Below are 24747 nucleotides of genomic sequence, written 5' to 3'. Positions count from 1 at the left end.
CTTCGCGTCAGAGGCCTGGTGAGACATCATGGCTAAGCTCACCAATTTCAAGGGGGAGGCCCTATTGCCTTGCCGTTAAAGGGCACGCTCCTTATGCTCGGCTTCTTTCAGCCATTGAATAGCAGAGCATCTCCAGCCGCTCCAGGTAGTACTTCCTGTACGATTCCTTCAGATCCTCCCGCAGAAAGGAGCGGTCAATCAATTGGTGTACAGCGGCGTGGTCCTGCCGGAAAGCCTTCAGTATTCCAGCCATGCGCTTTTCCTGCAGGCCAATCCTGAGCCCAAATTCATAGAAGTCGTCATAGGCGTAAAAGCCGTTAGCCTGAAAGCTCTCTGTTTCATAGTCACCTGATAAGAGGGCGCCTTTCAGGGCAAAGTACGAATCCTCCACGTGCAGGCGGGTGCAGAGCAGATCATATGCCGGGCTCAGTACGTAATCGCCGTAGGCTGTGTCAATGAGGGAGAAATTCTTCAGGTGCGCATCGCCGTTCGAGAAGAGGTAGTTAAACACGATCAGGGAAAACAGCTTTTCCAGTTCCACCCGGTAGGCAGGCACTGTCAATTCGATGATACGGGCAATTTCCTCATAGCTCCCCGCATATTTGAAGTCACTACCGGCTGTGTGCCTGGTGCGGCCGGCAAGCGAGGCCATATCTTCCTGCCCGTGCCTCATCCCGTCAGGCTTCACATCAAAGCGCCTGGTGATATAGGCCGGCTCCCCGTTCCGGAAGAAAATAAGGGCATTCTCCGCTACCTGCAGCTTATACACCTGGCGGGCTATCTGCATGGTCAGGTGCTCGTTGGCCGGCACCTGGTCCGGTCGCCGCACATCGCGTGGAATCGGCTTGAGAATATACTCCCCATGCTCTCCCGGTCTGGTGAGGCGCAGGCGGTTCTTCTCTAGCAGGAGCGAGAGCTTTTCCTGTACGCCGGAGATAGAGATGCGCTTGCGATTCTCCAGGAATTTCTCGGCGTCCGCCTCGCTTGGCAAGTACGGGAGTATATGGCTCACCTTCCTGCCATTAAACATCCTGCGAAGGCAGGCGGGACTGTAGGTGTGAAATTCGGGGGCAAGTGTTCCGGGGCAATAACTGATATCTGGCAGGCTCATGCGTTCTTCTCCTGTAGCGGTTTAAGCGTGACAGCCCCAATCGTATCATACTGCGCCGTGGCCAGCAGCAGGCCAAAGTAGTCCTGCTCGTCTATTTTCAGCTGCCGGCTCTGCAGGTTCCGGTTCACCCCTTCGGCGATCATGTTGAAAAAGAAGGGGAAGAGGTAACTGCTGCGGTATTCCTGCTGGCGCTTGGGCAGCGTTAGGCTGATAGCCGGTTGCGCCGGGTCAGTAAAATAGGCATCTTCGTACCGGAAGATATATTCCCCCGGCGTTACCTCTGTTAAGGTGCCCGCCACCGTATTGTTCCAGAACACCTGTGCCTTCCTCATCCGTTTTACCTATCGATTCTTTTCACTTCCAGCCGCACCTCCAGGCCGAGCACGTCTGCCAGCTTCTGCAGCGTATCCAGGGAAGGATTCCCTTTTCCGGCTTCCAAAGCTTTTAGCGTACGCAGCCCCACACCGGCCAGCGCAGCCAGGTCCTCCTGCGTGAGGCGCAGCATGCTTCGACGCTCCTTGATGATTTGACATAGCTCTTGGTGCATTATATGGCCCTTTTAATGCAAAAATAATAAAAACTCAATACAAAAAGTAGTGTAAGTGCATTATAATGCACTTATGGCGTAAGTAATGCCCTGAAAGTGATGAGCCCATACAGCCCTTTGTCAAGTATAAAGCAAATTCTTCGCCTTCTCCTCACATGTCACCGGAAAGCCCGTCCGGAGCTACCTTACCCATGGCTTTGCATCAGAGGCCGCGCCAGCATACGTCCAAGCCTCTTATCCATATATTGATGTAGACAGGCGCTAACAGGACCGGGTGACAGTCGTGAAACATTGCCTTTAAATAAACACACGTGATCCTGAATAATTAAGACGGAATTCTTTTGGGGTACAGCCGTTTTTGCGCTTAAAAATTCTGTTGAAGTAAGACAAGTTGTTAAAGCCGCACTTAAATGAGATTTCTGAGATGGTTTCGGTCGTGTCTATTAGCATCCGGGAGGCGTGGCCTAACCGAATTTCGTTGAGGCTCTCCACAAAAGTTTTGCCGGTACGCTTCTTGATAAACCGGCTGCAGGACACCTCTGGCATATTGGCTACCTTGGAGATGTCGGCCAGCGAGATGTCCTTGTTGTAGTGCAGTTCCATATAATCGAAAACCTTTTCAATGCGGCGGCTATAGTAGTTAAATTGTCCGGAAGTGAAGGTGCTGTTGGAGAGTGTACGCATGTTGCGCGACACCGACAAATCGTGTAGGATGGACATGAGCTCCAGCATCGAGTCGAAGCCTCCTTTCTGGCTGAGCTGCTCTAATCTGGGCCGGAACGCTTCCTTTGTCTCCCTGGAAAAGGAAAGGCCCTTGCCGGCGCGCTCGAGCAGGGTCCGGATAAAACTCAGCTGGTTGCGTCGTAGCAGCTTCTCATCAAAAAGATCTTTATGAAATTGGATGGTGATTTCTTTGATGTTCCTGCTCTGGCACTGGTGTGTAAACCAGCCGTGCGGCAGGTTGCTTCCGACCAACACCAGCTCCAGATCGTCTATGATCTCCACATGGTCGCCCACCACGCGCTTTGTCCCGGCCGCGTTTTCGATGAAGTTCAGCTCAAAGTCCTCGTGGTGGTGCAGCGGGAAGTTAAATTCCTCTTTTACACGCGAAAAAACCGTGAAGCAATCATTCTGTGTGAGTGGCGTAATCTCTCTGTAAATCGTGCTCATGCCTTGCCTGATTTAGGCGAATTACATAATTGTTAAAAAAAGAGTATAGGGTACACAGTTATTTTTACCTGTTGTGGGTGTTCTATGCAGCACCTGTCATCAGGTTTTAACCTGCCATTTTACAGTTATCCCTCCTCTGAATTGGTATAAAGAAAGCATTTAATGTTTGATTTCCAAAATATGCTTCCTGCTGTCATGTGCTCCATGCTTCTGTGTCGTGCCAATAGGAGAAGCCTGAAAACAGGCGAAGACCTGTATGTTGTTCAGTTACGATATAAAAAAGGATAAAATAGTATTACAAGTTGCTGTAGCTTCTGGCTAGCTTTGTAAAGGAGCACAACCTGGTAGAGACGGCCAATGGCAGGAAGTTAGCAAGCTGGCCGAGACACTGTTTTCGATAAACTATTCCTTTATGAAGCTATCCTTAATTGACATTGGCATTATCCTCAGCTATCTAATCGCTGTAGCGGCTATTGGTCTGGTGCTGCAGAAAAGAGCAAAAGCCGATAAGCAGGCCTACATGTTGGGCGGCAATACGCTGCCATGGTACGCCCTGGGGCTCTCCAATGCCTCGGGTATGTTCGACATCTCAGGCACCATGTGGATGGTAATGCTGGCCTTTGTCTACGGCCTCAAGAGCGTCTGGATTCCCTGGCTCTGGCCTTCCTTTAACCAAGTGTTCCTGATGATGTTTTTAGCAGCCTGGCTGCGCCGTTCCAACGTGACCACCGGCGCGGAGTGGATGCTGACGCGCTTTGGCCGGGGCCGTGACGTGAACAGGCCCCATACCATCGTGGTGGTCTTCGCGCTGCTAAGCTGCCTGGGCTTCCTGGCCTACGGCTTTATTGGGTTGGGCAAGTTTGTGGAGATCTTCGTGCCCTGGTCAGCTGTGCAGCCCTATATACCCTTCGCTATCGCGGCTGAATATGTGCCGCACTTCTACGGCCTGGTGCTGACCTCCTTTGCTGTGTTCTACTCGATCCTGGGCGGCATGGCCAGCATTGTCTGGGCCGATGTGCTGCAGTATGCCATCATGACGGTGGCCGCCGTCATCATCGCCGTGCTGGCCATCAATAATCTCGATACCTCCACCCTGAACGTGCCGGAGGCCTGGAAAACACCCTTCTTTGGCGCTACTCTCCAGGATCTGGACTGGACCGGTATCATTGACGGCGTAAATGCCAAGATACAGGAGGACGGCTTCTCGCTGTTCGGCATCTTCTTTTCCCTGATGGTGTTTAAAGGGGTGCTGGCCAGTTTGGCGGGCCCGACGCCGAATTACGATATGCAGAAGATCCTCTCGACGCGCACCCCGCAGGATGCGGCCAAGATGAGTGCCTTCGTCTCGATCGTGCTCATCCCAACGCGCTACCTGATGATCATTGGCTTCACCGTTCTTGCGCTTCTCAACTATAATCAACTGGACCTGAGTGGGGCTGGCGGCGGCATTGACTTTGAGAAAATACTACCGGCAGCCATCCAGAGCTTTGCCCCCACCGGGGTAATGGGGCTGATCCTGGCCGGGCTGCTGGCCGCCTTTATCGGCACTTTCGCGGGCACCCTTAACGCCGCGCAAGCCTACGTGGTGAACGATATTTACCTGAAGTACATCAACCCAGGCGCGTCTAATCGGACCGTGTCGCGGATGAACTATGCCACAGGCATTGTGGTGGTGCTGCTGAGTGTGGTGCTCGGCTTCTTCGCCAAGGACGTCAACAGCTTACTGCAGTGGATCGTGGCCGGTCTCTACGGGGGCTACATCTCAGCCAATGTGCTCAAGTGGTACTGGTGGCGCTTCAACGGCAGTGGCTTCTTCTGGGGCATGCTCTCAGGTATCGTGCCCGCCCTTATTTTTCCCTACCTCTTCGATGGGCTAGACCTCTACTATTTTCCTCTGCTGCTGATTATCTCCCTGGCAGGCAGCATCATCGGCACCTATATGGCCCCGCCTACGGACGAGGAGACGTTGAAGCACTTCTACCGGACTGTGCGTCCCTGGGGCTTTTGGAAGCCGGTTGACGCGCTGGTGAAGGCCGAGGATCCGGACTTCAGGGAGAACAGGGACTTCTGGCTGAACATGTTTAATGTGGTAGTCGGCGTAGTCGGGCAGATGTGCCTTACCCTAGCCCCGCTATACCTGGTGCTTGGCATGCACAGCGAGCTGCTGGTGGTGCTGGTGATACTGCTACTGGCGGGCCTCGTCCTGAAGAAGACCTGGTGGGACCGGCTGCCGGAGGAAGGCGCCGGCTTGGCTACGGGTAGGAAGAAAAAACTTGTTTCTTATAGATAACATCGAACCGTGCACGGTTAAATAAATTATTTGCTATCCTGATGGAAAATACCTTTCAAAACAGGCTCCGTGAGTTGGAGCAGGCCCACACGGCGCTTATTACGCGACAAAATAAAAAAGAGCCGCTGGGCAATGGTGTCTACGACCGCTATGCATATCCTGTACTCACGGCCCGGCACACCCCGCTCTTCTGGCGCTACGATCTGAATCCCGGAACCAACCCCTACCTCATGGAGCGCTTTGGCATAAATGCCACCTTTAATGCTGGCGCCATCAAGCTGAAGGGAAGGTACCTGTTGGTGGCCCGGGTGGAGGGTGTTGATCGCAAATCCTTTTTTGCAGTGGCCGAGAGTCCCAACGGGGTCGATCACTTCAGGTTCTGGGACCGTCCCATTACCATGCCCGAGACGGACGTGCCGGATGGGAATATCTATGACATGCGTGTGGTGCAGCACGAGGACGGCTGGATTTACGGCCTGTTCTGTACCGAGCGCAAGGATCCGGATGCCCGGCCCGGCGATGAGTCGGCAGCCATCGCCCAGTGCGGCATCGCCCGAACGCATGACCTGAGAACGTGGGAGCGCCTGCCGGATCTGAAAACGCCGTCGCCGCAGCAGCGGAACGTAGTGCTTCACCCCGAGTTCGTGGACGGCAGGTACGCCTTTTACACCCGCCCGCAAGACGGCTTTATAGAGGCAGGCTCCGGTGGCGGTATTGGCTTCGGCTTAGCAAGCTCCATGGAGATGGCCGTGATCGAAAAAGAATATATTCTGGACGCCAAGCACTATCATACCGTCTACGAGGTGAAGAACGGGCAGGGCCCTGCGCCGCTTAAGACCGAGAAGGGCTGGCTGCACTTGGCGCACGGCGTGCGCAACACGGCCGCTGGCCTCCGTTACGTGCTCTACCTGTTTCTTACAGATCTGCAGGACCCGGCAAAAGTGACGCACAAGCCAGCCGGTTACTTCATCGCCCCGGAAGGGGAGGAGCGCATCGGCGATGTATCAAACGTTGTGTTCGCCAACGGCTGGATTCTGGACGAGAACGGCACGGTGTTCATCTACTACGGCTCCTCTGACACGCGTATGCAGGTAGCTACCTCGACTGTGGACCGCCTGCTGGACTATGTGCTGAACACCCCCGCCGATGGCTTCAGCTCCGCCGCCTCGGTAGAACGCCTCAATGAACTGATTGATAAGAACACGGGCTGTCTTCCGGCTAATGAAAATGGCGTGGTTTTAATCCGCAAGGGCCTTGCATCCTCCAGATGATGGATACCCCAACTGTAAAAGAGAGTATTCAGGTCTACCGGCAGGAAGCCGGGGCTGAGCTGAGTCGTATTCTGACTTTTTGGGAGCGCCATGCCGTTGACGGAGGGCACGGCGGCTTTGTCGGGCAGCTCAGCAACAGGGGTGAGGTAAACCCGGTGGCCCCGAAAGGTGCCGTGCTCAACGCCCGCATTCTCTGGACCTTTTCTGCCGCCTGCCGGCACACACAAAACGAGGCGCACCGGAAGCTGGCAGACAGGGCCTACCACTACCTGGTGGAACACTTTCTGGATAAAGACTACGGCGGTGTTTTCTGGTCAGTTAATTACGCAGGAGAGCCGCTCAACACGCGCAAACAGATCTATGCGGTGGCCTTTGCGGTCTACGGCCTGAGCGAGTATTACCTGGCCACGCAGGAAGCCCAGGCGCTGCAGGTTTGTCAGGACCTTTTTCGCTGGATCGAGCAGCATAGTTTCGACCCGATGTTCGGAGGCTATCTGGAGGCCTTTGACCGACAGGGGCAGCCGCTTGGGGACCTGCGCCTGAGCGAGAAAGACCGCAACACGCCCAAAACCATGAACACGCACCTGCACGTGCTGGAAGCTTACGCAAACTTGTACCGCATCTGGCCTGACCAGCAGCTGGCTACACAGCTGGAGGGGTTGATCCGGGTGTTTCTGCACCACATTATCGACACAGAAACCGGGCACCTGAAGTTGTTTCTCACCCGCGACTGGATGCCTGCTGCCGACCTGGTCTCCTACGGCCATGATATCGAAGCCTCCTGGCTGCTGCTGGAGGCGGCAGATGTGCTGGGCAACGAGGTGTTGGTGGCAAAAGTGAAGACCGTGGCCTTGAAAATGGCCCAGGCCACCACCGAGGGCCTGCAGTCCGACGGCAGCCTTTATCACGAGCTTGACCTCGGGGAGCACCAGTACGACAAACACCGCGAATGGTGGGTGAGCGCCGAGGCGATGGTTGGGTTTCTAAACGCCTTTCAACTCACTCACTCGAGGGGTTTTCTGGAGAAATCCACGGGGGCCTGGGGCTTTGCCAAAAAGTATCTGCTTGACAGGGAAAACGGAGAATGGTTCTGGGGCGTGCACGACGACTATAGCCTAATGGCTGCAGCGGACAAAATCGGCTTCTGGAAGTGCCCCTATCACAATGCCCGCGCCTGCCTCGAAGTTATGCACCGCTGTGAGAAGCTGCTTCATTGCAAATAGCTTGTAGGGAAGCGTAAAGAAGCGTGCGCTTCATTCACAGGAGTATGCATGATTTGGGCTTGTTTTGGGAAGCGTACCTGCGGTAAAGCCTGGGTGGATGTGACAACCTTGTTGTTGCGTATAACCTGATCTCTACCACGCTTTTGGCGCAGCACCTATTTCAGGAAATAATGGAAAGGACAGCTACTTCTTGTAAAAAATCCGTTGCCTAATGTTGCTAGGCTGAGGGATAGCGGATTCTGCTTTTTTTTTGCGGTTCGTGCCGGTTTCGCTTCGTTTGATGGCATGTCTTAAAATTGGAGTAGGTGCTGCATGGGAGGGGCTGGTTAAACCTAGCGCTTTGCATGGTGTTAGGCGGCAGGCCGCGCTGCTGGGTATGCCCTGCTACAGGGTTTGCCCGCAAGTGACAGGTCTATTAAGCAGATGAGGCAAACAAATTGATAAATTAGTATTATAATGAGCCGTTTTTTTAAACTTAAATTTGTTAAGCTGTAAAGTTAGTAAGCACTCAGTTATGATAAAGCAATCAGGCTGACGATCGCTGATGAAGCGTGTCTGGAACGTGGCCGCCTGCCTGGGTACGACCCAGGCAGTTTTATCATAGAAGTCCAAGGAGCGGTGGAAGTTATGGAATGCTGCCAGATGGGGTGCTGAAAGGAATATAAGCTTTGTCTAATCCGGAATAATTGTATGGACGGCTCTGTGAGGAGTTTGCTATGCATCCATATCCATTACGTCTACTTAAATTAAAAATTTATGAAACAGCGTTATCTATTCTATTTGCTTCTAACCTGCTGGCTTATGCCACTGGAGTTATGGGCGCAAGCAGTTCCTGTCAGTGGTACTGTGACAGATGGAACGAATGGCACTCCCTTAATTGGGGTGAGCGTGTTTGTAAAAGGGGGGACACAAGGTGTTGTGACTGATGCAGAAGGCCATTATACGATCACGGCTCCCTCTGAATCTTCTGTGATAGGATTCAGGTATATAGGCTATATAACACAGGAAGTACCGGTGCAGGGCAAACGTACTCTGGACGTGGTTTTGAAAGCTGATGCCAAAGCACTTGAGGAAGTGGTCGTGGTGGGTTACGGAACAACTACAAAAAGCGATCTGACCGGTTCAGTGGCTTCCTTAAAAGGCGGTGAACTCAATAAGGCGCCTGCCTCATCCGTAGACCAATTATTGCAAGGTAAAATAGCAGGGGTACAGGTGGTGGCACCGTCCGGGGAACCTGGCGCCGGCGCAACGGTTCGCATCAGGGGTATCAGCTCTATTAATGGGTCTAACAGTCCTTTAGTAGTAGTAGACGGGTTTCCGTGGGGGGATGCCGGAAACCTGAAGCAGATCAATCCCGAGGATATAGAATCCATCGAAGTACTCAAAGATGCTTCTGCCGCGGCAATATACGGCTCAAGAGGCGCCAACGGCGTTATTTTAGTTACGACGAAAAAGGGCAGGGAAGGCAAGCCCCGTATTACGCTAAGTACCCTGAACACGGTGTCCACCCTGGCAAATAAAATGGATGTGTGGTCAGATCCAGTGGATGTGGCCATCATCGACAATGAAGCCAGGGCCAATGCAGGGCTAGACCCGCTTTATGTAGGGCAAGACTATTTAGGGACTTATTATCCTTCCGTGGCAGAGCTCAGAGGGGAAGACCCTGAAAAGCCTGTGTGGCCTTACAAGACCTACTGGCCTGACCTTGTCTACCGTAATCCTATTTCTCAAAGCTATACCCTCACGGCTACCGGGGGAAGTGAAAAGACCAAATATTCCATTTCAGGCAACTACTACAGGGAAGAAGGGCTGGCTATCAAGAACGATTATGCGCGGTATAACGGAAGGCTGAACCTGGAGCAGAAGCTGCTTGAGAACGTCACAGCGGGGGTAAATCTCATTTTAACGCATACGGCCAGAACTGGCGGCGGGCTGTCTGCCGGTCGCTCCCCGGTATTCCCTGTTTATAATGAAGACGGAACCTATTTTAAGATCAGCCCGCTTGATTTTGGACACCCCCTTGCGCAGGCAAACGAGGTGCTTAACGAAAACAGGGGCATTGATGTGCTTGGGACCCTGTTTGTTAACTGGGATATCACAGATTGGTTAAGCTTTAGGACCCAGGTCAGTGATAAATACGGCAATTCCATAAATGATGGCTATCAGCCGCGTGAGGTGACGTATACAGGGTATCAATTTGAAGGCTTCGGTTCCATTGATAACTGGTCGGGGAATGAGTTCCTAAATGAGAACTATTTTACAATAAACCGGAATATTGGCACTATTCACCATCTGAACTTTGTGCTGGGCTACACCACGCAGACGTCCCATTCCAGAGGATCGCGGCTAGAAGGCAGGGGGTTTGTGAATGACATTTTGGAGAACCAGAACATGAATGCGGCTCAGGAGCAGGTGACTACAAACTGGCTTAGCCGTTCTGTTTTAAACTCTTACATCAGTAGAGCCAGTTACTCCTTGCTTGACAGGTATTTAGTAACGTTTACAGCGCGCGCGGACGGCTCGTCAAAGTTTGGGGCAAGCAATAAGTGGGCCTTCTTCCCTTCTGGTGCTTTAGGCTGGAAAATTCAGGAGGAGGACTTTATGCGTGCGTTGACGGCTGTCTCAGAGGCAAAACTAAGGGTGAGCTATGGCCTTACTGGTAACCAGGGACTCAGCCCGTACCAGACACTCGACAGGCTGGGATCTGGCAGGTACTATACCGATGGCGATTTTCAGATTGGGTTCGGACCGGGCATCTTTGACTGGGATGGCTATAATAAAATATGGGGAGGGGTACCCAATGAAAGCCTTAAGTGGGAAACTACTTCTCAGCTCAATGCCGGTTTGGATCTGGGTTTCCTGAATCAACGCTTCACCGTTACAGCCGACTACTACTATAAGCGCACGGATGACTTGCTGCGCCAGTCCTATATTACTCCCTCCTCAGGCTATGACAGGATTTGGGTGAATGATGGGGTGATTGAAAACAAGGGCTTTGAGTTGGGCCTGAATGCAGCTATCCTGACAGGGGAGGTGGAGTGGAGCCTAGGGGGAAACGTTACCCTGAACCGCAACAAGCTGGTGGATATGGGCGAGAATGATTTTGTATGGAACGGCAGTAACATTGAAATGCTTCGCTCCCCCATTAATGCCTTTATTGTTGGGGAGCCTGTTAATGTTTTCTACGGGTACAAATCAGACGGCATTGTACAGACGCGGGAAGAAGGCCTGGCAGCGGGGCTGACCGGCGATATGGCAAACCCGGGAGAAATCAAATATGTTGATTTAGACGGCAACGGCGTCATAGATGAAAATGACCGTACGGTCATTGGTGACCCTAACCCTGATTTCCTTTACAGTATAAACACGACTGCCAGATACAAAGGCTTCGACTTATCCGCCCAGTTATATGGAGTCCAGGGAAACGACGTTTTTAATTTCAACAAGTTTTCTCCCAGCGGGCAGTTACAACGCTGGACCCCAGACAATCCTACGAACGAGTATCCACGTGTCAATGCCACCAGGGCCTATTACGGGTCAGACTGGTTTGTGACAGATGGAAATTTTCTGAGAGTCCAGAACGTGACGCTAGGGTATAACTTCAAGTCAAATTTTATAAAGGGCGTTGATGACCTGCGGATTTATTTCTCTGGGAATAACCTCTACACCTTCACGAAGTTCAACCCGGGCTATGACCCTGAAGTGCCTGCCAACGGACAACAGTGGGGATCCTATCCCAGACCGCGTGCCTTTTCATTGGGGTTAAACATAGGTTTTTAATCTTAACCAAAACACTGTCATGAGAATCAAGAAGTATCTATATGCCGTTTTGACTTCCTTCCTGCTAGCTGGCTGCTCGCTACAGGAAGAGCCTTACGGCTTCACCTCCACGGAGAATTTTTACAAATCAGAGGCAGATGCCACCGCTGCCATCATCTATGCCTATTCCATATTGCCGGAAATAGAGTACTACTCCAGGAATTTCATACTCATAACCGAGCTGCCTAGCGAGAACATCACACTCAAGCCAGACGCAGGGGCCAGTAACTTTGAATTTGATGAGCTGAGGGTTCGGGCTGATAACCCGGATCTTACAACAGCTTGGCGCTACGCTTACATCGGCATCAACCGGGCTAACGCAGTTATTGCCAATGTACCGGGCATCAGTAACATGGGGGAAGCCTATAGAGATCAGGTCGTGGGCGAAGCCTATTTTTTAAGGGCCCTGCATTATTTTAATTTGGTAAGGCTATTCGGAGAGGCGCCACTGAGAACCACGCCGGTCACCTCCATCGAGCAGATAAACTCACCTAAATCCTCTATGCAGGATATTTACAAACTGATTGTCGAAGACTTAGTCAAGGCCTCTGACTTAATGGACATGACCAGAAGAGAAGGGAGAGCCGATAAAGTTGCGGCTTGGTCACTGCTGGCAAAAGTATATGCAACACTGGCCTCTGCCAAGAGCACTGCCTCGCCAGGGTATGATTTTGTAACGGGTGCCGATGAAATGTATGCCCAGGCAAAGACCTACGCTGATAAAGTTGTCCATCAGCAGGGTGTGTACAGGCTGGACCCAAATCTGAAAGCTATTTTTGACATAGATAAAGAAAATGGGCCGGAACACATCTTTAGTGTCTCTACAGACCGGACAGGTCCACAGGAAGGAAACTTTTCAAAGCTTCCCCTTATGTTTATCCCCTACATAGATGGTGCCGTGTTTACACTGGAGGATGGCACCCCCGTGCGGTCTGCCTGGAACCACTTATTGACGGAGCCAGCACTGTATAACAGCTTTGCGCCTGAAGACAAGCGTAAAACCGAGCTAATCGTCTCGAAGGTGTATGTGGATGGAGAAGAGCGGGTCTTAGGCATCAACGATTATAGCCGTCCTTTCACCAGGAAGTACCTGGATCCGCATCAAGTGGGAGAGCAGACGGGCGTTAATACCCCTGTCCTGCGTTTTTCCGATGTTTTGCTTTTATTTGCCGAGGCAAGCGGTCCCACGACAGAAGGGTATGAAGCCATCAACCAGATACGGGAAAGAGCAGGCTTGCAGCCCTTGGAAGAGGGGCTGAGCCCGGAGGCTTTCCGCGATGCGGTCATACAGGAAAGATCCTGGGAGTTAGCCTTTGAAGGAAATCGCTTGTTTGACCTGCGCAGAACACATAAAATGGAAGAGGTACTGGAACAAAAATACGGTAAGGCTATTCAGGGCGATCCTTATTTCTTCCCTGTTCCACAAAGAGAAGTTGATGCGAATCCAAACCTTTAATGACTTGTTATGAGAAGCTTTAGAAGAATTTTATCATACGTTTTTATACTGGTGGGGGTATTGGCTTTCAGCGGCTGCACGGAAGATCCCTTTGACGGCATTATTAGCAACGAGCGTGCGATCATGTCCTTTTCCCTTGACCAAGGACAAATGGGACCAGCTGTTATTGACAGGGAGCTTTCAACGGTAACAGTCAATGTGCTGGTGGACGAAGGGACAGACCTCACCCACCTAGCACCGAACATTTTACCCTCCTATAAAGCGACGATTACTCCTGCCTCGGGTACACCGGTTAACTTTGCTGCAAATAATAATAAAGTGACCTACACGGTTACTTCAGAGTCCGGCCAGACCCGTGTATGGACAGTAGAGCTTGTACCGTTTACAGAGACGCTGTTAGGTACATATGATATAACGGGCCTGGTGCTCTATGGTGGTACAGGTCCGGAATACGGTGGTGGCGGTGTTTTGAACCTAACGGATAAGCCTTGGGTATGGCCGGAAGAGGGCGGCCCCGCTGCTGAGCTGGATAATGTGCTGACCTTTTCGTTCACGGGCGTCACCGAGGACGGCAATACGTACGGAACAATTACCAACGATGCCGGTGAGGACGGCCAATACGCCAATTTCCTGTATGTGGGGAATCCGCAAACAGACGTAAATCCATTCTACAGAAAAATTCCGAAAGGGGAGGGTACTTGGGAGCGAAACTATGTGAACAAAACCGTGACGTTCACCTTTGCCGACGGAAGTACCGCGACCGGCAGCTTTGCAGGGCCGGGAACAGAGGACCTGGGGAATAACTTATCGAAAACGGTAGCCGACAATGCCTTTATTTTTACCTTGAACGGGACGGACGACTGGGACAATATTTATTCGGACTACGATAAGTTCGTAAAGAAGCCCCGCAAGTTTTGGATAGAAGTAAAGAAACGAGACTAATAAAGGGGTAGGGAACATGGCGCAAGGAGACGGCACCGTTTTCCCTACCATTGCTTCTAGGCAGGCAAATACGCCCTCTTGGCTGGATCAACAACAGCTATCCAGGCAGGCTGTAGCGTTAATTCTTTTCAAGCTTTAGGTAGTACTTATGAAAAAATACTTTTTTTTGATGTGCATGGCTACAACACTAGTCATATGTTCCTGCAAGAGAGAAGATGTCCCTGCCCAAGATGAGCAGCCGGAAGAAGTTCCCCAGACCCGCTTCAAATCACTAAATTACCTCTACCAAATCTCCGGGGAAAAAACTGTTGCGGGTATTCACAACCGGGAACCAAACAAAACGCCTGCCAAGTGGACGGATGAAATAACATCTACCACAGGAAAGGTGCCTGGCCTGTGGAGCGGCGATTTTCTTTTCCAGGCGGATAACATTGATAACCGGCAGATCATGATCGAGGAGGCTTTGAACCAATGGGAGCAAGGTGCCCTGGTCAATCTGATGTGGCATGCCTGTAATCCGGCCCTGGAGCAGCCATGTGGATGGGACGAAGAAGGGGTTTTAAGCAAGTTGACCGATGACCAGTGGAAGGAGCTGGTAACAGATGGTACCCCGCTGAACACAAACTGGAAAGGGATGATGGATGAGGTAAGCGTTTACCTACAGTATTTAGAAGACCGTGGCGTAGAAGTACTCTTCAGGCCCTTGCACGAGATGAACCAAGGAAAGTTCTGGTGGGGAGGCAGGCCCGGAGCGAACGGAACACGGAAGTTATGGCAGCTTACCCATGACTACATGACCAAAACCAAGGGGCTGTCCAATCTGATATGGGTGTGGGATCTGCAGGACTTCCCGACCTTGTCCAGTGACCTGGAAAGTTATAATCCCGGGGAGGAATACTGGGACGTAGCTGCACTGGATATATACGATGGCGGCGGGTATACGCAAACCAAGTACAATGCCATGGTGAAGGTCTCGGGCGGGAAGCCAATTGCCATTGGCGAGTGCGAGAAACTGCCGACTGCCGCACAGCTGGTTGCCCAGCCAAAATGGAGTTTTTTTATGGGCTGGTCTGAATTGGTATTCCGGCAAAATACAGAGAGGGAAATCAATGACCTGCACCACTCACCCAGAATAATTACCCTGGATGAAATGCCTGGATGGTAACGGCGCCTGCCGCCTTGCGCAGAACAGCAAGCCGTCGTTCGTTTTTTCCAACAGGATGCTGATATAAACAAATTGTAAAAACAGGGGGTGATGAAAGCTACCCCCCATCTTAAGCCAACGATGAGAAATCTAACCTTAACGCTGTTATTGGCCTCATGTTTCTTGCTGGCCTGTTCAGCCGCCTTTGCACAGTCTACCAGAGTGCTTCCCTACCTTAAAAGCATCGCAGGGACTAAAACGGTCGCCGGGCAGCATAACCGTGAGCCCAACAAGGACCCGGACAGGTGGTCTGAATACATTTCAAATACCACAGGGAAATACCCGGGGCTGTGGAGTGGGGACTTTCTCTTTCAGCAGGAGAACATGGACAACCGGTGGACCATGATTCAAGAAGCCAAGAAACAATGGGATAGGGGAGCCCTGGTCAATATCATGTGGCACGCCTGCCCACCCGATGAAGGGGAACCCTGTGGCTGGGACCCGGGTTTGCTGAATGCCCCTCTTTCTGACCATGAGTGGAAAGAACTGACCACTAACGGAACTCCCTTGAATAAGGCATGGAAAAGCCGCATGGATGACATTGCCGTGTACCTGCAGTATTTAAAGGAAAATGGCGTGGAAGTGCTCTTCAGGCCCTTGCACGAGATGAACCAGGGAAAGTTCTGGTGGGGAGGAAGACCGGGGCCGGAGGGGACAGCGAAGCTATACCGGATTACGCATGATTACATGGTCAAGGAAAAAGGGCTGACAAACCTGATATGGGTGTGGGACATGCAGGACATGAGCCGGGACTTTGCAGCCTATAATCCGGGAGAAGCATATTGGGACGTTTTTGCCTTTGATGTATATGATCAAGGGTTCGATAAATCGTGGTATGACTATATTCTGTCTATTGTTGGAGACAAGCCCATCGCGATAGGGGAATGCGCCAAGCTGCCCAGTCCGGCTATGCTAAAGGCCCAACCAAGGTGGGTATTCTTTATGGCTTGGTCTGAATTGGTTCAGGAAAGCAACACAGCGGCGGAAATCAAGGCCTTATACCATTCCCCTCGCGTGGTGACGCTGGATAAAATGCCAGGTTGGCAGCATCATGCCGAGTGAGCCATCCGGGTTGGAAGTATGTCTTTGTGTGCGCGTATTCCTGGCTTGATTCTACCGGGCCATAGGTAAAACCGGGAGGGGAGGTCTTACGCTTTCCAGCAACAAGCTTTCTTAGTCAGCGTTACATATGAACATACCATATTTTGACTGTCTAAGATGGACACAGACGCTTTGCTTTTTATCTTTGCGCTAAAGGATTTAGGGCCATGAACATTCACCTGACAAAATATTTCGAAGCGTATATCGCCGGTAAGATAAGCTCCGGCAAGTTTAACAACGCCAGCGAAGTGGTGAGAGCGGGACTGCGTGCGTTAGAGCTGCAGGAAAAGCTGATGGAGAACCGCCTGCAGGAGCTAAGAATGGAAATCGAAAAAGGGTATGTGGGCGAACCCAAGCCCTTTGACGCAGCCGCCATCAAACAAAAAGGACGGACTCTTCTGGCGCAGCGCTTTAAGAAGTCCGCCTAAGGAATGGATCTTTACCAATTAAGCCCTGCAGCAGAGGAAGACCTGACGGAGATTTGGCTTTCCCTCGCAGAGAACGCCGGTGAGCACACATCCTGGATGATATCAGCGCTACCTGCCGGCACCTGGCCCAGACCCCATTGATCAGGAAGGCCAGGAATGAACTGAGGAAAGACCTGCGAAGCTTTCCTGCTAGCACTTATCTTATTTTCTATGATGTTGGGGCTGCCCATCATATCATAGTGCGGCCTGTTCTGTATCAGAGGCGGGATGTGGACACGCCCCTGGGAGAATAGCACATCAGCACGCTCTCACCAAATGACATCCGAGATCGATTAGCCTCTTGATGCACATCGGCCCTCTTGCTATTTTTAAAAACAGCCCGAAAGAAGTTGCCCCTTCTGTTTATTATAATTCCTGCTATGAAGAGCACTTGGGGAAGTGCTTACATCTGCCGCAGCACTCGCCGTGTGGAAAGTCAACCTTGTTGTCAGCTTGTGTTTTCCATCCTCTGTGATCGGTCCCTAGATTGTATGGCGTGGCCTTTCAGAAATCGGCCTTTAGCATACCCCATACTCATACTGCTCCCGATGAGCACCGCGACGCCACAGGCGGCCTAGGCTCCTAAGCAGGCTTTGTCCTGGCAGGTGCCACAGGCACCAAGTTGATTTAAAAAAAGATAAACAGGTTTTTAATTAGCCAATCTATTAAAGCTTATGAATATAATTTTCTAGGGTCCCTTCTTAAGGTGAGCGGGCCGTAGGCGATGCGCATGACTGGTCTCCCTGCAGCCCGATCTTCTCCTTTGTGATGCTCATGTGCTTCACTCCGGCCACCGTGTGCTCTACACTCCCCACCAAGCTGGCCGCCGTGGCCCTTTTAGGCAAAAGACTGTGCTGCGGTGGACTTTTTACCGCCCCCGCGGCGCCACGTGGTAGTCTGAGATGCGCAGCTGCTCGTCGCAGAAGCTGTATTCGTGGTGGATGTTGGAGCCGACGATGATCAGGCGGCCTTCCTTGTTCTGGGCCACGTGCTCCTGGTACCAGGCCACGCCCTCCTGGTCGAGGTTGGTGGTGGGCTCATCGAGCAGCAGCAGGGAACTGTCAGAGTAGATGGCCAGGCCCAGTTTGAGGCGCTGTTTCATGCCGGAGGAGAAATCCTTGACGAACTTGTGTTTGGAGCGCTGCAGGCCCATTCTGTCGATCAGCGCCAGCGTGGACAGCTGGTGGCGAAGCGGTTTAAAGCGGGTATGGAAGTCGAGCATCTCCAGCAGCGTGAACTCCTCAACCAGCTCCAGGTAGGGGGCTGTAAGGGAGAGGTAACGGTACACATGGTCATGTTCCACTGTTTTACCGTCAAGCCTGTAGCTGAGTTGCCCTTCACTGGCCAGGTTGTGGCCGGCCATGATGGTCAGCAAAGTGGATTTCCCGGAGCCGTTATGCCCCAGGACGGCATAAGCGGTGCCTGCCTCAAAGGTATAGGTCAGGTTCCGGAAAATCCACTCGTAGTTATAGCGTTTGCCTAAGCCCTTCAGCTTAACTTGCATCTTTTGCAAAATAGCCCTTGATGATGCCCCGGCCGGAATTACGCACGAAGTTGATGATCTCGTCGCGTTCCCTGCTCGGTGACAGCTCCACCTCGATCTTGTCCAGGGCCTGGCTGTTGTTGAGCCCGTTCATGAACAGAAGGCGGTACACGTGCTGTATCTCGTTTATCTGCTCGCTCACGTAGCCTCTGCGGCGCATGCCGATGGAGTTGATGCCGGCATAGGAGAGGGGCTCACGGGCAGCCTTCACAAACGGCGGCACGTCCTTGAGCACCAGCGAACCGCCGGAAACAAAGGCGTGAGCGCCGATCTTGGCAAACTGGTGCACCAGGGTGGCCGCGCTGACGATGGCAAAATCACCCACCTCTACGTGGCCGGCCATCTGCACCGAATTACCGATGATACAGTTGTCACCCACCATGCAGTCGTGGGCCACGTGGGCGTAGGCCATCACCAGGCAGTTCTTGCCGATCACCGTTTTCATCTTATCGATGGTACCCCGGCTCACGGTCACATACTCGCGGATGACGGTGTTGTCGCCGATATGGGTCGTGGTGACCTCACCGGCAAACTTCAAATCCTGCGGAATGGAGGAGACCACCGCCCCGGGAAAAATCTTACAGTTCTGGCCGATGCGGGCGCCTTCCATGATCACCGCGTTGGAACCGATCCAGGTGCCTTCGCCGATCTCCACGTTCTTGTGGATGGTGACAAAGGGCTCAATGACAACGTTCTGCGCGATTTTAGCTTCTGGATGTACGTAGGCTAATGGCTGGTTCATGCGTCTTTCTTTACTATACTTGCCGACATTTCAGCTTCCATCACCAGTTGCCCGCCTACAAAGGCCTGACCACTCATTTTGGCAATGCCGCGCTTGATAGGAGCCAGCAGTTCACATCTAAAAATTATCGTATCGCCCGGAAGCACTTTGCGCTTAAAGCGGCACTTGTCTATGCCCAGGAAGTAAGTCCAGTAATCCTCCGGCTTTTCAACCGAGTTAAGGACCAGGATACCGCCTGTCTGGGCCATGGCCTCTATCTGGATCACGCCCGGCAGCACAGGGTTGCCCGGGAAGTGTCCCTGAAAGAACGGCTCGTTCATGGTAATGTTCTTGATGCCCATCACCGTTGTCTCGTCCAGGTGAATGATCTTGTCGATCAGCAGGAAAGGGTAACGGTGGGGCAGGGTGGCCGAGATCTGGTTGATGTCCATGACCGGCTTTTTCTTCGGGTCGTAGGTCGGTACGTTTTTAATCGTTGCTTCGTGGATCAGCTTTTTCACCTTTTTGGCAAAGGCGATGTTGGCCGCGTGGCCGGGGCGTGCGGCCAGGATTTGCCCTTTGATCGGGCGCCCGATCAGCGCCAGGTCGCCCAAGAGGTCGAGCAGCTTGTGGCGGGCCGGCTCATTTTTAAAGCGCAGCTCCGTGTTGTTGAGGATACCTTCCTCTTTTACCTCCACTTTCTGCTTTTGCAGCAGCTCGGACAGGTGCGTGAGCTCATCGTCCTGCACCACACGGTCCACGATCACGATCGCATTGTCCAGATCGCCGCCTTTGATCAGGTTCTGCTTGTAGAGCATTTCCAGCTCGTGCAGGAACACAAAGGTGCGGCACGGGGCAATCTCTTTCTCGAACTGGTTCAGGTCTGTGATAGAGGCATGCTGACTGCCCAGCACCGGCGAATTATAGTCCACCATCACTGTGAGGCGGTAATCGTCCAGGGGAAGGGCGGCTATTTCTACGCCACGGTCTTCGTCCTTATAGCTCAGGCCTTGGGTGATCTCAAAGAAGTTGCGCAGCGCATTCTGCTCCTGCAGGCCCACTTCCTGCAAGGCTTTCACAAACTCAATGGAAGAGCCGTCCATGATCGGGGGCTCCGGGCCGTCAAGCTCGATGAGCACGTTGTCTATCTGCAGGCCCACCAGCGCGGCCAGGGTATGCTCCACGGTGTTGACGCGGGCGCCGTTCTGCTCAATGGTGGTGCCGCGGGAGAGGTCTACCACATTGTCCACATCCACGTTGACAACAGGTTTGCCCGGCAGGTCGATGCGCTGAAACTTGTGTCCGTGGTTGATGGGGGCGGGTTTGAAGGTCATGTTCGAAACCACGCCGGTGTGCAACCCAATGCCCGATACAGTGACCGGCGCTTTAATGGTGTGCTGTTTATCGTTCATTCACGTATCTGTAGTCGTGTTATCTCTCTTGTAGCGTCTGGCTGTATAGGGAAGCGCAGGCGTTTGCGTGCCGGTGCTTTTTACCCTGCAAACTTAAGACATTAAATAGGGTATTGCCAACTTTTAAGCATAAAGTAGCCAGCCTGTCTCAGAAATAGCGCTACAGGCAAAGTACAAGGTATAGAAGATGGGCACGCCGGTAGCTGCCAGGGCTATTCAGACCTTAAAGTTACCGGTTTATACTTTCTCCTTGAGCATTTCCAGTTCGCGCTGCAGCTCAGGCAGCTTGCGGAACACAGTCATGGCGCGCAGGTTCTGCTTATAGTCAAAGGCCGGGGAGCCCTGGATGATGAGGCCTTCGGTCTTGACGGACTTGGAAACGCCGGACTGGGCGCCGATGGTGGTTTTGTTGGCGATGGTGATATGGCCCACGATGCCCACCTGGCCGGCGATCACGCAGTTGTCCCCGATCTTGGTAGAGCCGGAAATGCCGGACTGGGAGGCAATCACCGTGTCGGTGCCCACTTCCACGTTATGGGCGATCTGCACCAGGTTATCAATCTTAGTGCCCTTGCGGATAATGGTGGAGCCCATGGTGGCGCAGTCGATGGCGGTGTTGGCCCCGATGGAAATGTCATCTTCCAGGATCACATTGCCGATCTGCGGCACGGCCTTGTAGGTGCCATCGGGCTGCGGTGCCCAGCCAAAGCCGTCGCTGCCAATCACAGCGCCCGAGTGGATGGTGCAGTTGGCGCCCACCACGGTGTTGGCATAGAGCTTTACGCCGGCAAAGATGGTCGTGTTGTCGCCGATGGTGACATTGTCACCGATATAGGCCTGCGGGAAAATGCGGACGTTGTTGCCGATGTTGCAGTTCTGGCCGATATAGGAAAAGGCGCCGCGGTAATGGCCCTCGCCGATCTGGCTGCCCTGTCCCAGGAAGCAGGGCTCTTCCACGCCGACCTTGGAGGCCAGCAGCGCCGTCTGGTAATAGGTCAGCAGCGTCGAGAAGCTCGAATAGGGGTCCTGCACCCGGATCAGGGTAGCAGTGGTTTCTTTCTTCAGCTCCAGCGCTTCTGAAACGATCACGGCGCTGGCCTGGGTATTGTATAGGTAGGCTTCGTACTTGAGGTTGGACAGGAACGCAAGGGCGCCCGCTTGGGCATCCTCAATCTTTGCCAAGGTGCTGACCTTTACAGTGTTATCTCCCTCTACCTTGCCCTGCAGCAGGTCAGCTATCTGTTGAACAGTAAATTCCATTTTGTAAAATTAGAGCAAAAACTCAAAAACGCGAATAATTTGGGGGTGCAAACTTAAGAAAAAATCCCGCTTTCGCACAGGCTTATGTTGTGTGGACTCAGGATGAGCCCATACTTTTCAAGGACGCCATGAATCGGTTATACGGTTGCATCCCGGAATTTTTTCTGGGCACCTGAAGCGTCGGTTGCGCTGGCGATGGCAGGGAGACTGGACCGGACGCAGTCCTCTCATGAACTTTGCTGGGAAGAGGGGCCAGAGAGGTTGGTGCCGCTCATCTTGCCATTCCCACCGCTAAAGGAGCTGGGGTTGCTGAGCTGCCTCCCTACTGCGAGGTATTTCATCCAAGAGCCTCTTCAGGCTTTCAAGCTGAAGCGAAATGGTTCCCCGGCAGCGACATCCTCAAAGTATCCCATGCGAAGGCTTTCTGCTTCCTTTGCTGTAGCTTAGGGAGAAGCGCCCGGTAAAATTGCACTGACGGCTATACCGCCAAAGACAGGAGTGCCCGGGCGTTCTTTGATATTTTATTGTGAACTTCCGGCAACAGTGGGGCTGGCTGAGGGGCTTGCAGTACAGGGTTGGGAAAGCCTGAAGCCGGGGTTCGGCAGGCCAGGCGCTGGCAGCAAGGGAAGGAGGGGGCATTTAATCTAAAGAAATTGCCGTAGCTTTGCTGGGAAGACAGACGTCGCGTCTTTCTCCTACCTGCCAGTGGCAAGCTGACTGGCAATTGCTGTACGCATAAATCGCGTCGCAGACTAGGAGCTACTTTTCACTATGAATGAGAAATATGGATTCTTCCCCAGCTGCGTACTTTGAAAAAGAGCTTCAGGAATTTAAAGAGGCGCTCGGAAGCGCCGGTATCCACGGGGCCTTGCGCTACCTGAGCCACAGAACCCCCCATCGCTTCACGGGTATCTACCGCTATGATGGAGAGATGCTGCGTAATGTGGCCATTTTCGATAAGTATGACCCAGCATTGAAAAAGGGCGAAGACGCGCCCATGAAAGCGACTTACTGTAGTTTACTGCAAGTGCGGCAGGCGCTGGAAATCATGGATGCGACGGAGGATGAGCGCGTGAAAGGGCTGGTGGTCACGCCCGTGACATCCTATTATGGCGTCTTGATGCGAGACGCGCATGGCCGTCCTTTCGGAAGCCTTTGCCATTTCGATATGAAGCGCTGCCAGGAGCGGCTCAATGACTTCCCCTTGCTGGAGGCGGCAGCAAAGGTCCTGTATGACCACCTGTTGAGCGGGCAGGTGGAGGGCTAAGCCGAATCCTGCTTGTGTCTACCGCCGGCTTTGGAGCCTTTTTGGAATAGAAGATGCACCAAAATAAAACACACCTCACCACTACTACCAGGGGTGTTCGTTTGTGGGTAACCCGGCAAGGGTTATCCACTGTGAACGCCCCCACGCGAATCCCGCGCCAAGTTGCAAGGCGCCGGCCCCGCTATGTTGCAAGCCAACTGAAGTTATGCCACTTCATCCATTGCCTGCAGCAAAGCACAATAAAAGCCGGGGTTACGACCTCCAGACAGTGCCTGGTCAGCATCGAAAGGCAAGGCAGGGACATAGGCTCTTGACACCACTATTGCTAGGAAGTTAGGTTTGCCTTGTTCACAATAGAGGTAATCTGGTTGTCCAGTTTGGAGGCACTCTGTTGCAGCATGGCAATGATAACGGTAACTTCCTTTCCGTTCTGAATCGTTCTTTCCAGTAGTGTTATCAGGCCCAGAATATTTGCCAATGGAGCCCGAACCAGATGGGAGTGGTCAAAGATCACTTCTTGTAAGGCTTTGGATTTAAGTTTATTATCTTCTTCTGCCTTGCTTCTTTTAAGGAAGAGCTCTTTTTCATACTTCTGCCGATCTTCTATTTTATAAATAACGGCATTGACAATTTGCCCTTCGCCTGCTACTCCGTTAAATAAACAGGAGAAAGCACCTTTTGGAGTCTCAATGCGCAGGCTGATCTCCTTTACTTCCTGGTGCATTTTCAGGATAGGCTGCACGAAAAGTTCATAATATAGGACGCCTGCCTTATCTAAGATATCCGGCATCTTTTTAGTTATGATTTCCTCCTCACTGACACCAAGCCATTTTAGCAGCGTCTGGTTTGCATACATGATGGGACCCTGCATCTTATAAGTCAATAAGCCGCAGGGAGCATTGTCATATACACATTTAAAATTTATGAGATCGGTTGCAGGCTCTTTTTCCATAAAAGTGTTGTTATTCGAAATCAATATAGGCATTAATAGCTGCAATTACTTCTTCCGGAGCACTTAAATGGGGGCAATGCCCGGTCGCCTCTAAAATATTGAGCGTATTCCCTTTCGTTTTCTTCTCTAAGTAATACCCTACTGCTAAAGGGGCTAAAATATCCTCAGCGCATTGTAAGGTCAGGCTCTCGGTTACCAGTTTTTCCAGATCAGCCCGATTGTCAGAAAGAAAAGTTACGCGGGCAAACTCCTTCGCAATATCCGGGTCAGTGGCACAAAAATTTTCAACCAGTTCCTCTCCTAAGGCTGGTCTGTCCGAATTCCCCATCACCTGGGGCGCAAGGAAGCTAGACCAGCCCAGGTAATTGCTGTCCATTAATGCTAGCAGATTGTTTAAGTCTTCCTTGTCCAAACCGCCTATATAATCCCCATCATTTAAATAACAGGGAGAAGGAGATATAAAAATCAATTTACTAAAATAGGAAGGCTGTGCTATTGCGGCTTTCACTCCTATCATACTACTTACAGAATGGCCGATATAAAGCGCGTTTTTGATGTTTAGCGCTTCCAGGATTTCTAGAACATCTTTGGTATAGCCATCCAAGGAGCCATATCTCTCAGAATCGTAAGCACTCAGATCGGATTGACCAGATCCGACAAAGTCAAAAAGGACCAGTTTATACTGGTCTCTATATGCGTCAACCAAATGGCGCCACACATTTTGGTTGCATCCAAATCCATGGGCAAAAATAATTGCCTGATCTCCTTCACCGATGGTGCGGACATTATTTCGTTTGATAACGTCTGTCATTTCCTCATAAGGTTAAATAGTGTTCATCAGGCTCGCCGGGATGTCTTGGGCTTTGCATATGTTTAGCGGCTTTGACACTCCCACGTTTAAAGACTGTGGGATTCTTGGGCTACCCGACCATTGCCGTTGTATTGGACACCATCGGTGTCTGACTCCCAAGCTGACAGCGTATGCCCTACG

At 52.1% G+C, this 24747-nt stretch carries 22 protein-coding genes; 11 read left to right on the top strand and 11 right to left on the bottom strand.

The features are described from left to right. Positions 1–91: 91 nt before the first annotated feature. The 4 genes from FJM65_RS11915 to FJM65_RS11900 all read right to left on the bottom strand — a co-directional run bounded on the left by FJM65_RS11915 (position 92) and on the right by FJM65_RS11900 (position 2828). Positions 92–1012, bottom strand: a complete 921-nt coding sequence (locus FJM65_RS11915; protein ID WP_239022935.1) for a HipA domain-containing protein — start codon at positions 1010–1012, stop codon at positions 92–94. 95 nt (positions 1013–1107) lie between these two features. Beyond that, positions 1108–1443 (bottom strand): HipA N-terminal domain-containing protein, encoded by a 336-nt coding sequence (locus tag FJM65_RS11910; protein WP_140621766.1) that lies wholly within the window; start codon positions 1441–1443, stop codon positions 1108–1110. Between the two features lie 5 nt (positions 1444–1448). Next, on the bottom strand, positions 1449–1658 hold the full coding sequence (locus FJM65_RS11905; protein WP_140621765.1) for a helix-turn-helix transcriptional regulator: 210 nt from the start codon (positions 1656–1658) through the stop codon (positions 1449–1451). A gap of 297 nt (positions 1659–1955) precedes the next feature. Next, a complete protein-coding gene (locus tag FJM65_RS11900) occupies positions 1956–2828 on the bottom strand; it encodes an AraC family transcriptional regulator (RefSeq protein WP_140621764.1) in 873 nt (290 codons plus the stop codon). Positions 2829–3240: 412 nt separating this feature from the next. Here FJM65_RS11900 and FJM65_RS11895 point away from each other — a divergent pair, with 412 nt between their 5' ends. The 10 genes from FJM65_RS11895 to FJM65_RS21740 all read left to right on the top strand — a co-directional run bounded on the left by FJM65_RS11895 (position 3241) and on the right by FJM65_RS21740 (position 16855). Beyond that, complete coding sequence (locus tag FJM65_RS11895; RefSeq protein ID WP_140621763.1) at positions 3241–5118, top strand: sodium:solute symporter family protein; 1878 nt, start codon at positions 3241–3243, stop codon at positions 5116–5118. Between the two features lie 41 nt (positions 5119–5159). Further along, on the top strand, positions 5160–6389 hold the full coding sequence (locus FJM65_RS11890) for a glycoside hydrolase family 130 protein (RefSeq protein WP_140621762.1): 1230 nt from the start codon (positions 5160–5162) through the stop codon (positions 6387–6389). Beyond that, positions 6386–7612, top strand: a complete 1227-nt coding sequence (locus FJM65_RS11885) for an AGE family epimerase/isomerase (RefSeq protein WP_140621761.1) — start codon at positions 6386–6388, stop codon at positions 7610–7612. The genes FJM65_RS11890 and FJM65_RS11885 overlap by 4 nt, the downstream gene beginning before the upstream one ends. Positions 7613–8368: 756 nt before the next feature. Continuing rightward, the gene (locus FJM65_RS11880) at positions 8369–11392 is read left to right on the top strand and encodes a SusC/RagA family TonB-linked outer membrane protein (protein WP_140621760.1); all 3024 of its coding nucleotides are present in this window, start codon (positions 8369–8371) and stop codon (positions 11390–11392) included. Between the two features lie 19 nt (positions 11393–11411). Then, positions 11412–12887 (top strand): RagB/SusD family nutrient uptake outer membrane protein, encoded by a 1476-nt coding sequence (locus FJM65_RS11875; RefSeq protein WP_140621759.1) that lies wholly within the window; start codon positions 11412–11414, stop codon positions 12885–12887. Between the two features lie 9 nt (positions 12888–12896). Beyond that, positions 12897–13829, top strand: coding sequence for a DUF5018 domain-containing protein (locus tag FJM65_RS11870; RefSeq protein ID WP_140621758.1), 933 nt, complete (start codon positions 12897–12899; stop codon positions 13827–13829). 148 nt (positions 13830–13977) lie between these two features. Continuing rightward, positions 13978–14994, top strand: coding sequence for a glycoside hydrolase family 26 protein (locus FJM65_RS11865; RefSeq protein WP_140621757.1), 1017 nt, complete (start codon positions 13978–13980; stop codon positions 14992–14994). Positions 14995–15114: 120 nt separating this feature from the next. Further along, a complete protein-coding gene (locus FJM65_RS11860) occupies positions 15115–16095 on the top strand; it encodes a glycoside hydrolase family 26 protein (protein ID WP_140621756.1) in 981 nt (326 codons plus the stop codon). A 206-nt stretch (positions 16096–16301) separates the two neighbouring features. After that, positions 16302–16562: a type II toxin-antitoxin system ParD family antitoxin gene (locus tag FJM65_RS11855; RefSeq protein ID WP_140621755.1), complete on the top strand. Its 261-nt coding sequence runs from the start codon at positions 16302–16304 to the stop codon at positions 16560–16562. 89 nt (positions 16563–16651) lie between these two features. Further along, positions 16652–16855 carry a type II toxin-antitoxin system RelE/ParE family toxin gene (locus FJM65_RS21740; RefSeq protein WP_140622062.1) on the top strand — a complete coding sequence of 68 codons (204 nt, stop codon included), beginning with the start codon at positions 16652–16654 and terminating at the stop codon, positions 16853–16855. 447 nt (positions 16856–17302) lie between these two features. Here FJM65_RS21740 and FJM65_RS21260 read toward each other — a convergent pair whose 3' ends face one another. From FJM65_RS21260 to lpxD, 5 genes are all read right to left on the bottom strand, one after another. Beyond that, a complete protein-coding gene (locus FJM65_RS21260) occupies positions 17303–17446 on the bottom strand; it encodes a hypothetical protein (protein WP_181163704.1) in 144 nt (47 codons plus the stop codon). Between the two features lie 23 nt (positions 17447–17469). Next, entirely contained in the window at positions 17470–18105 is a 636-nt protein-coding gene (locus tag FJM65_RS11845; RefSeq protein WP_140621754.1) for an ABC transporter ATP-binding protein, read from the bottom strand. After that, the gene (lpxA, locus tag FJM65_RS11840; RefSeq protein ID WP_140621753.1) at positions 18095–18886 is read right to left on the bottom strand and encodes an acyl-ACP--UDP-N-acetylglucosamine O-acyltransferase; all 792 of its coding nucleotides are present in this window, start codon (positions 18884–18886) and stop codon (positions 18095–18097) included. The genes FJM65_RS11845 and lpxA overlap by 11 nt, the downstream gene beginning before the upstream one ends. Further along, positions 18883–20277 carry a bifunctional UDP-3-O-[3-hydroxymyristoyl] N-acetylglucosamine deacetylase/3-hydroxyacyl-ACP dehydratase gene (locus FJM65_RS11835; RefSeq protein ID WP_140621752.1) on the bottom strand — a complete coding sequence of 465 codons (1395 nt, stop codon included), beginning with the start codon at positions 20275–20277 and terminating at the stop codon, positions 18883–18885. The genes lpxA and FJM65_RS11835 overlap by 4 nt, the downstream gene beginning before the upstream one ends. Positions 20278–20514: 237 nt before the next feature. Further along, complete coding sequence (gene lpxD, locus FJM65_RS11830) at positions 20515–21537, bottom strand: UDP-3-O-(3-hydroxymyristoyl)glucosamine N-acyltransferase (RefSeq protein ID WP_140621751.1); 1023 nt, start codon at positions 21535–21537, stop codon at positions 20515–20517. Positions 21538–22321: 784 nt separating this feature from the next. Here lpxD and FJM65_RS11825 point away from each other — a divergent pair. Continuing rightward, the gene (locus tag FJM65_RS11825; RefSeq protein ID WP_140621750.1) at positions 22322–22804 is read left to right on the top strand and encodes a hypothetical protein; all 483 of its coding nucleotides are present in this window, start codon (positions 22322–22324) and stop codon (positions 22802–22804) included. 325 nt (positions 22805–23129) lie between these two features. Here FJM65_RS11825 and FJM65_RS11820 read toward each other — a convergent pair whose 3' ends face one another. Both FJM65_RS11820 and FJM65_RS11815 read right to left on the bottom strand, forming a co-directional pair. Further along, on the bottom strand, positions 23130–23756 hold the full coding sequence (locus FJM65_RS11820) for a PAS domain-containing protein (protein ID WP_140621749.1): 627 nt from the start codon (positions 23754–23756) through the stop codon (positions 23130–23132). Positions 23757–23766: 10 nt separating this feature from the next. Continuing rightward, positions 23767–24567 (bottom strand): alpha/beta fold hydrolase, encoded by an 801-nt coding sequence (locus FJM65_RS11815; RefSeq protein WP_140621748.1) that lies wholly within the window; start codon positions 24565–24567, stop codon positions 23767–23769. Between the last annotated feature and the right edge of the window lie 180 nt (positions 24568–24747).

Origin of the sequence: Pontibacter mangrovi, assembly GCF_006385705.1 — a bacterium.
Taxonomy (GTDB): Bacteria; Bacteroidota; Bacteroidia; order Cytophagales; family Hymenobacteraceae; genus Pontibacter; species Pontibacter mangrovi.
This window is presented reverse-complemented; position numbering and strand designations above follow the sequence as displayed.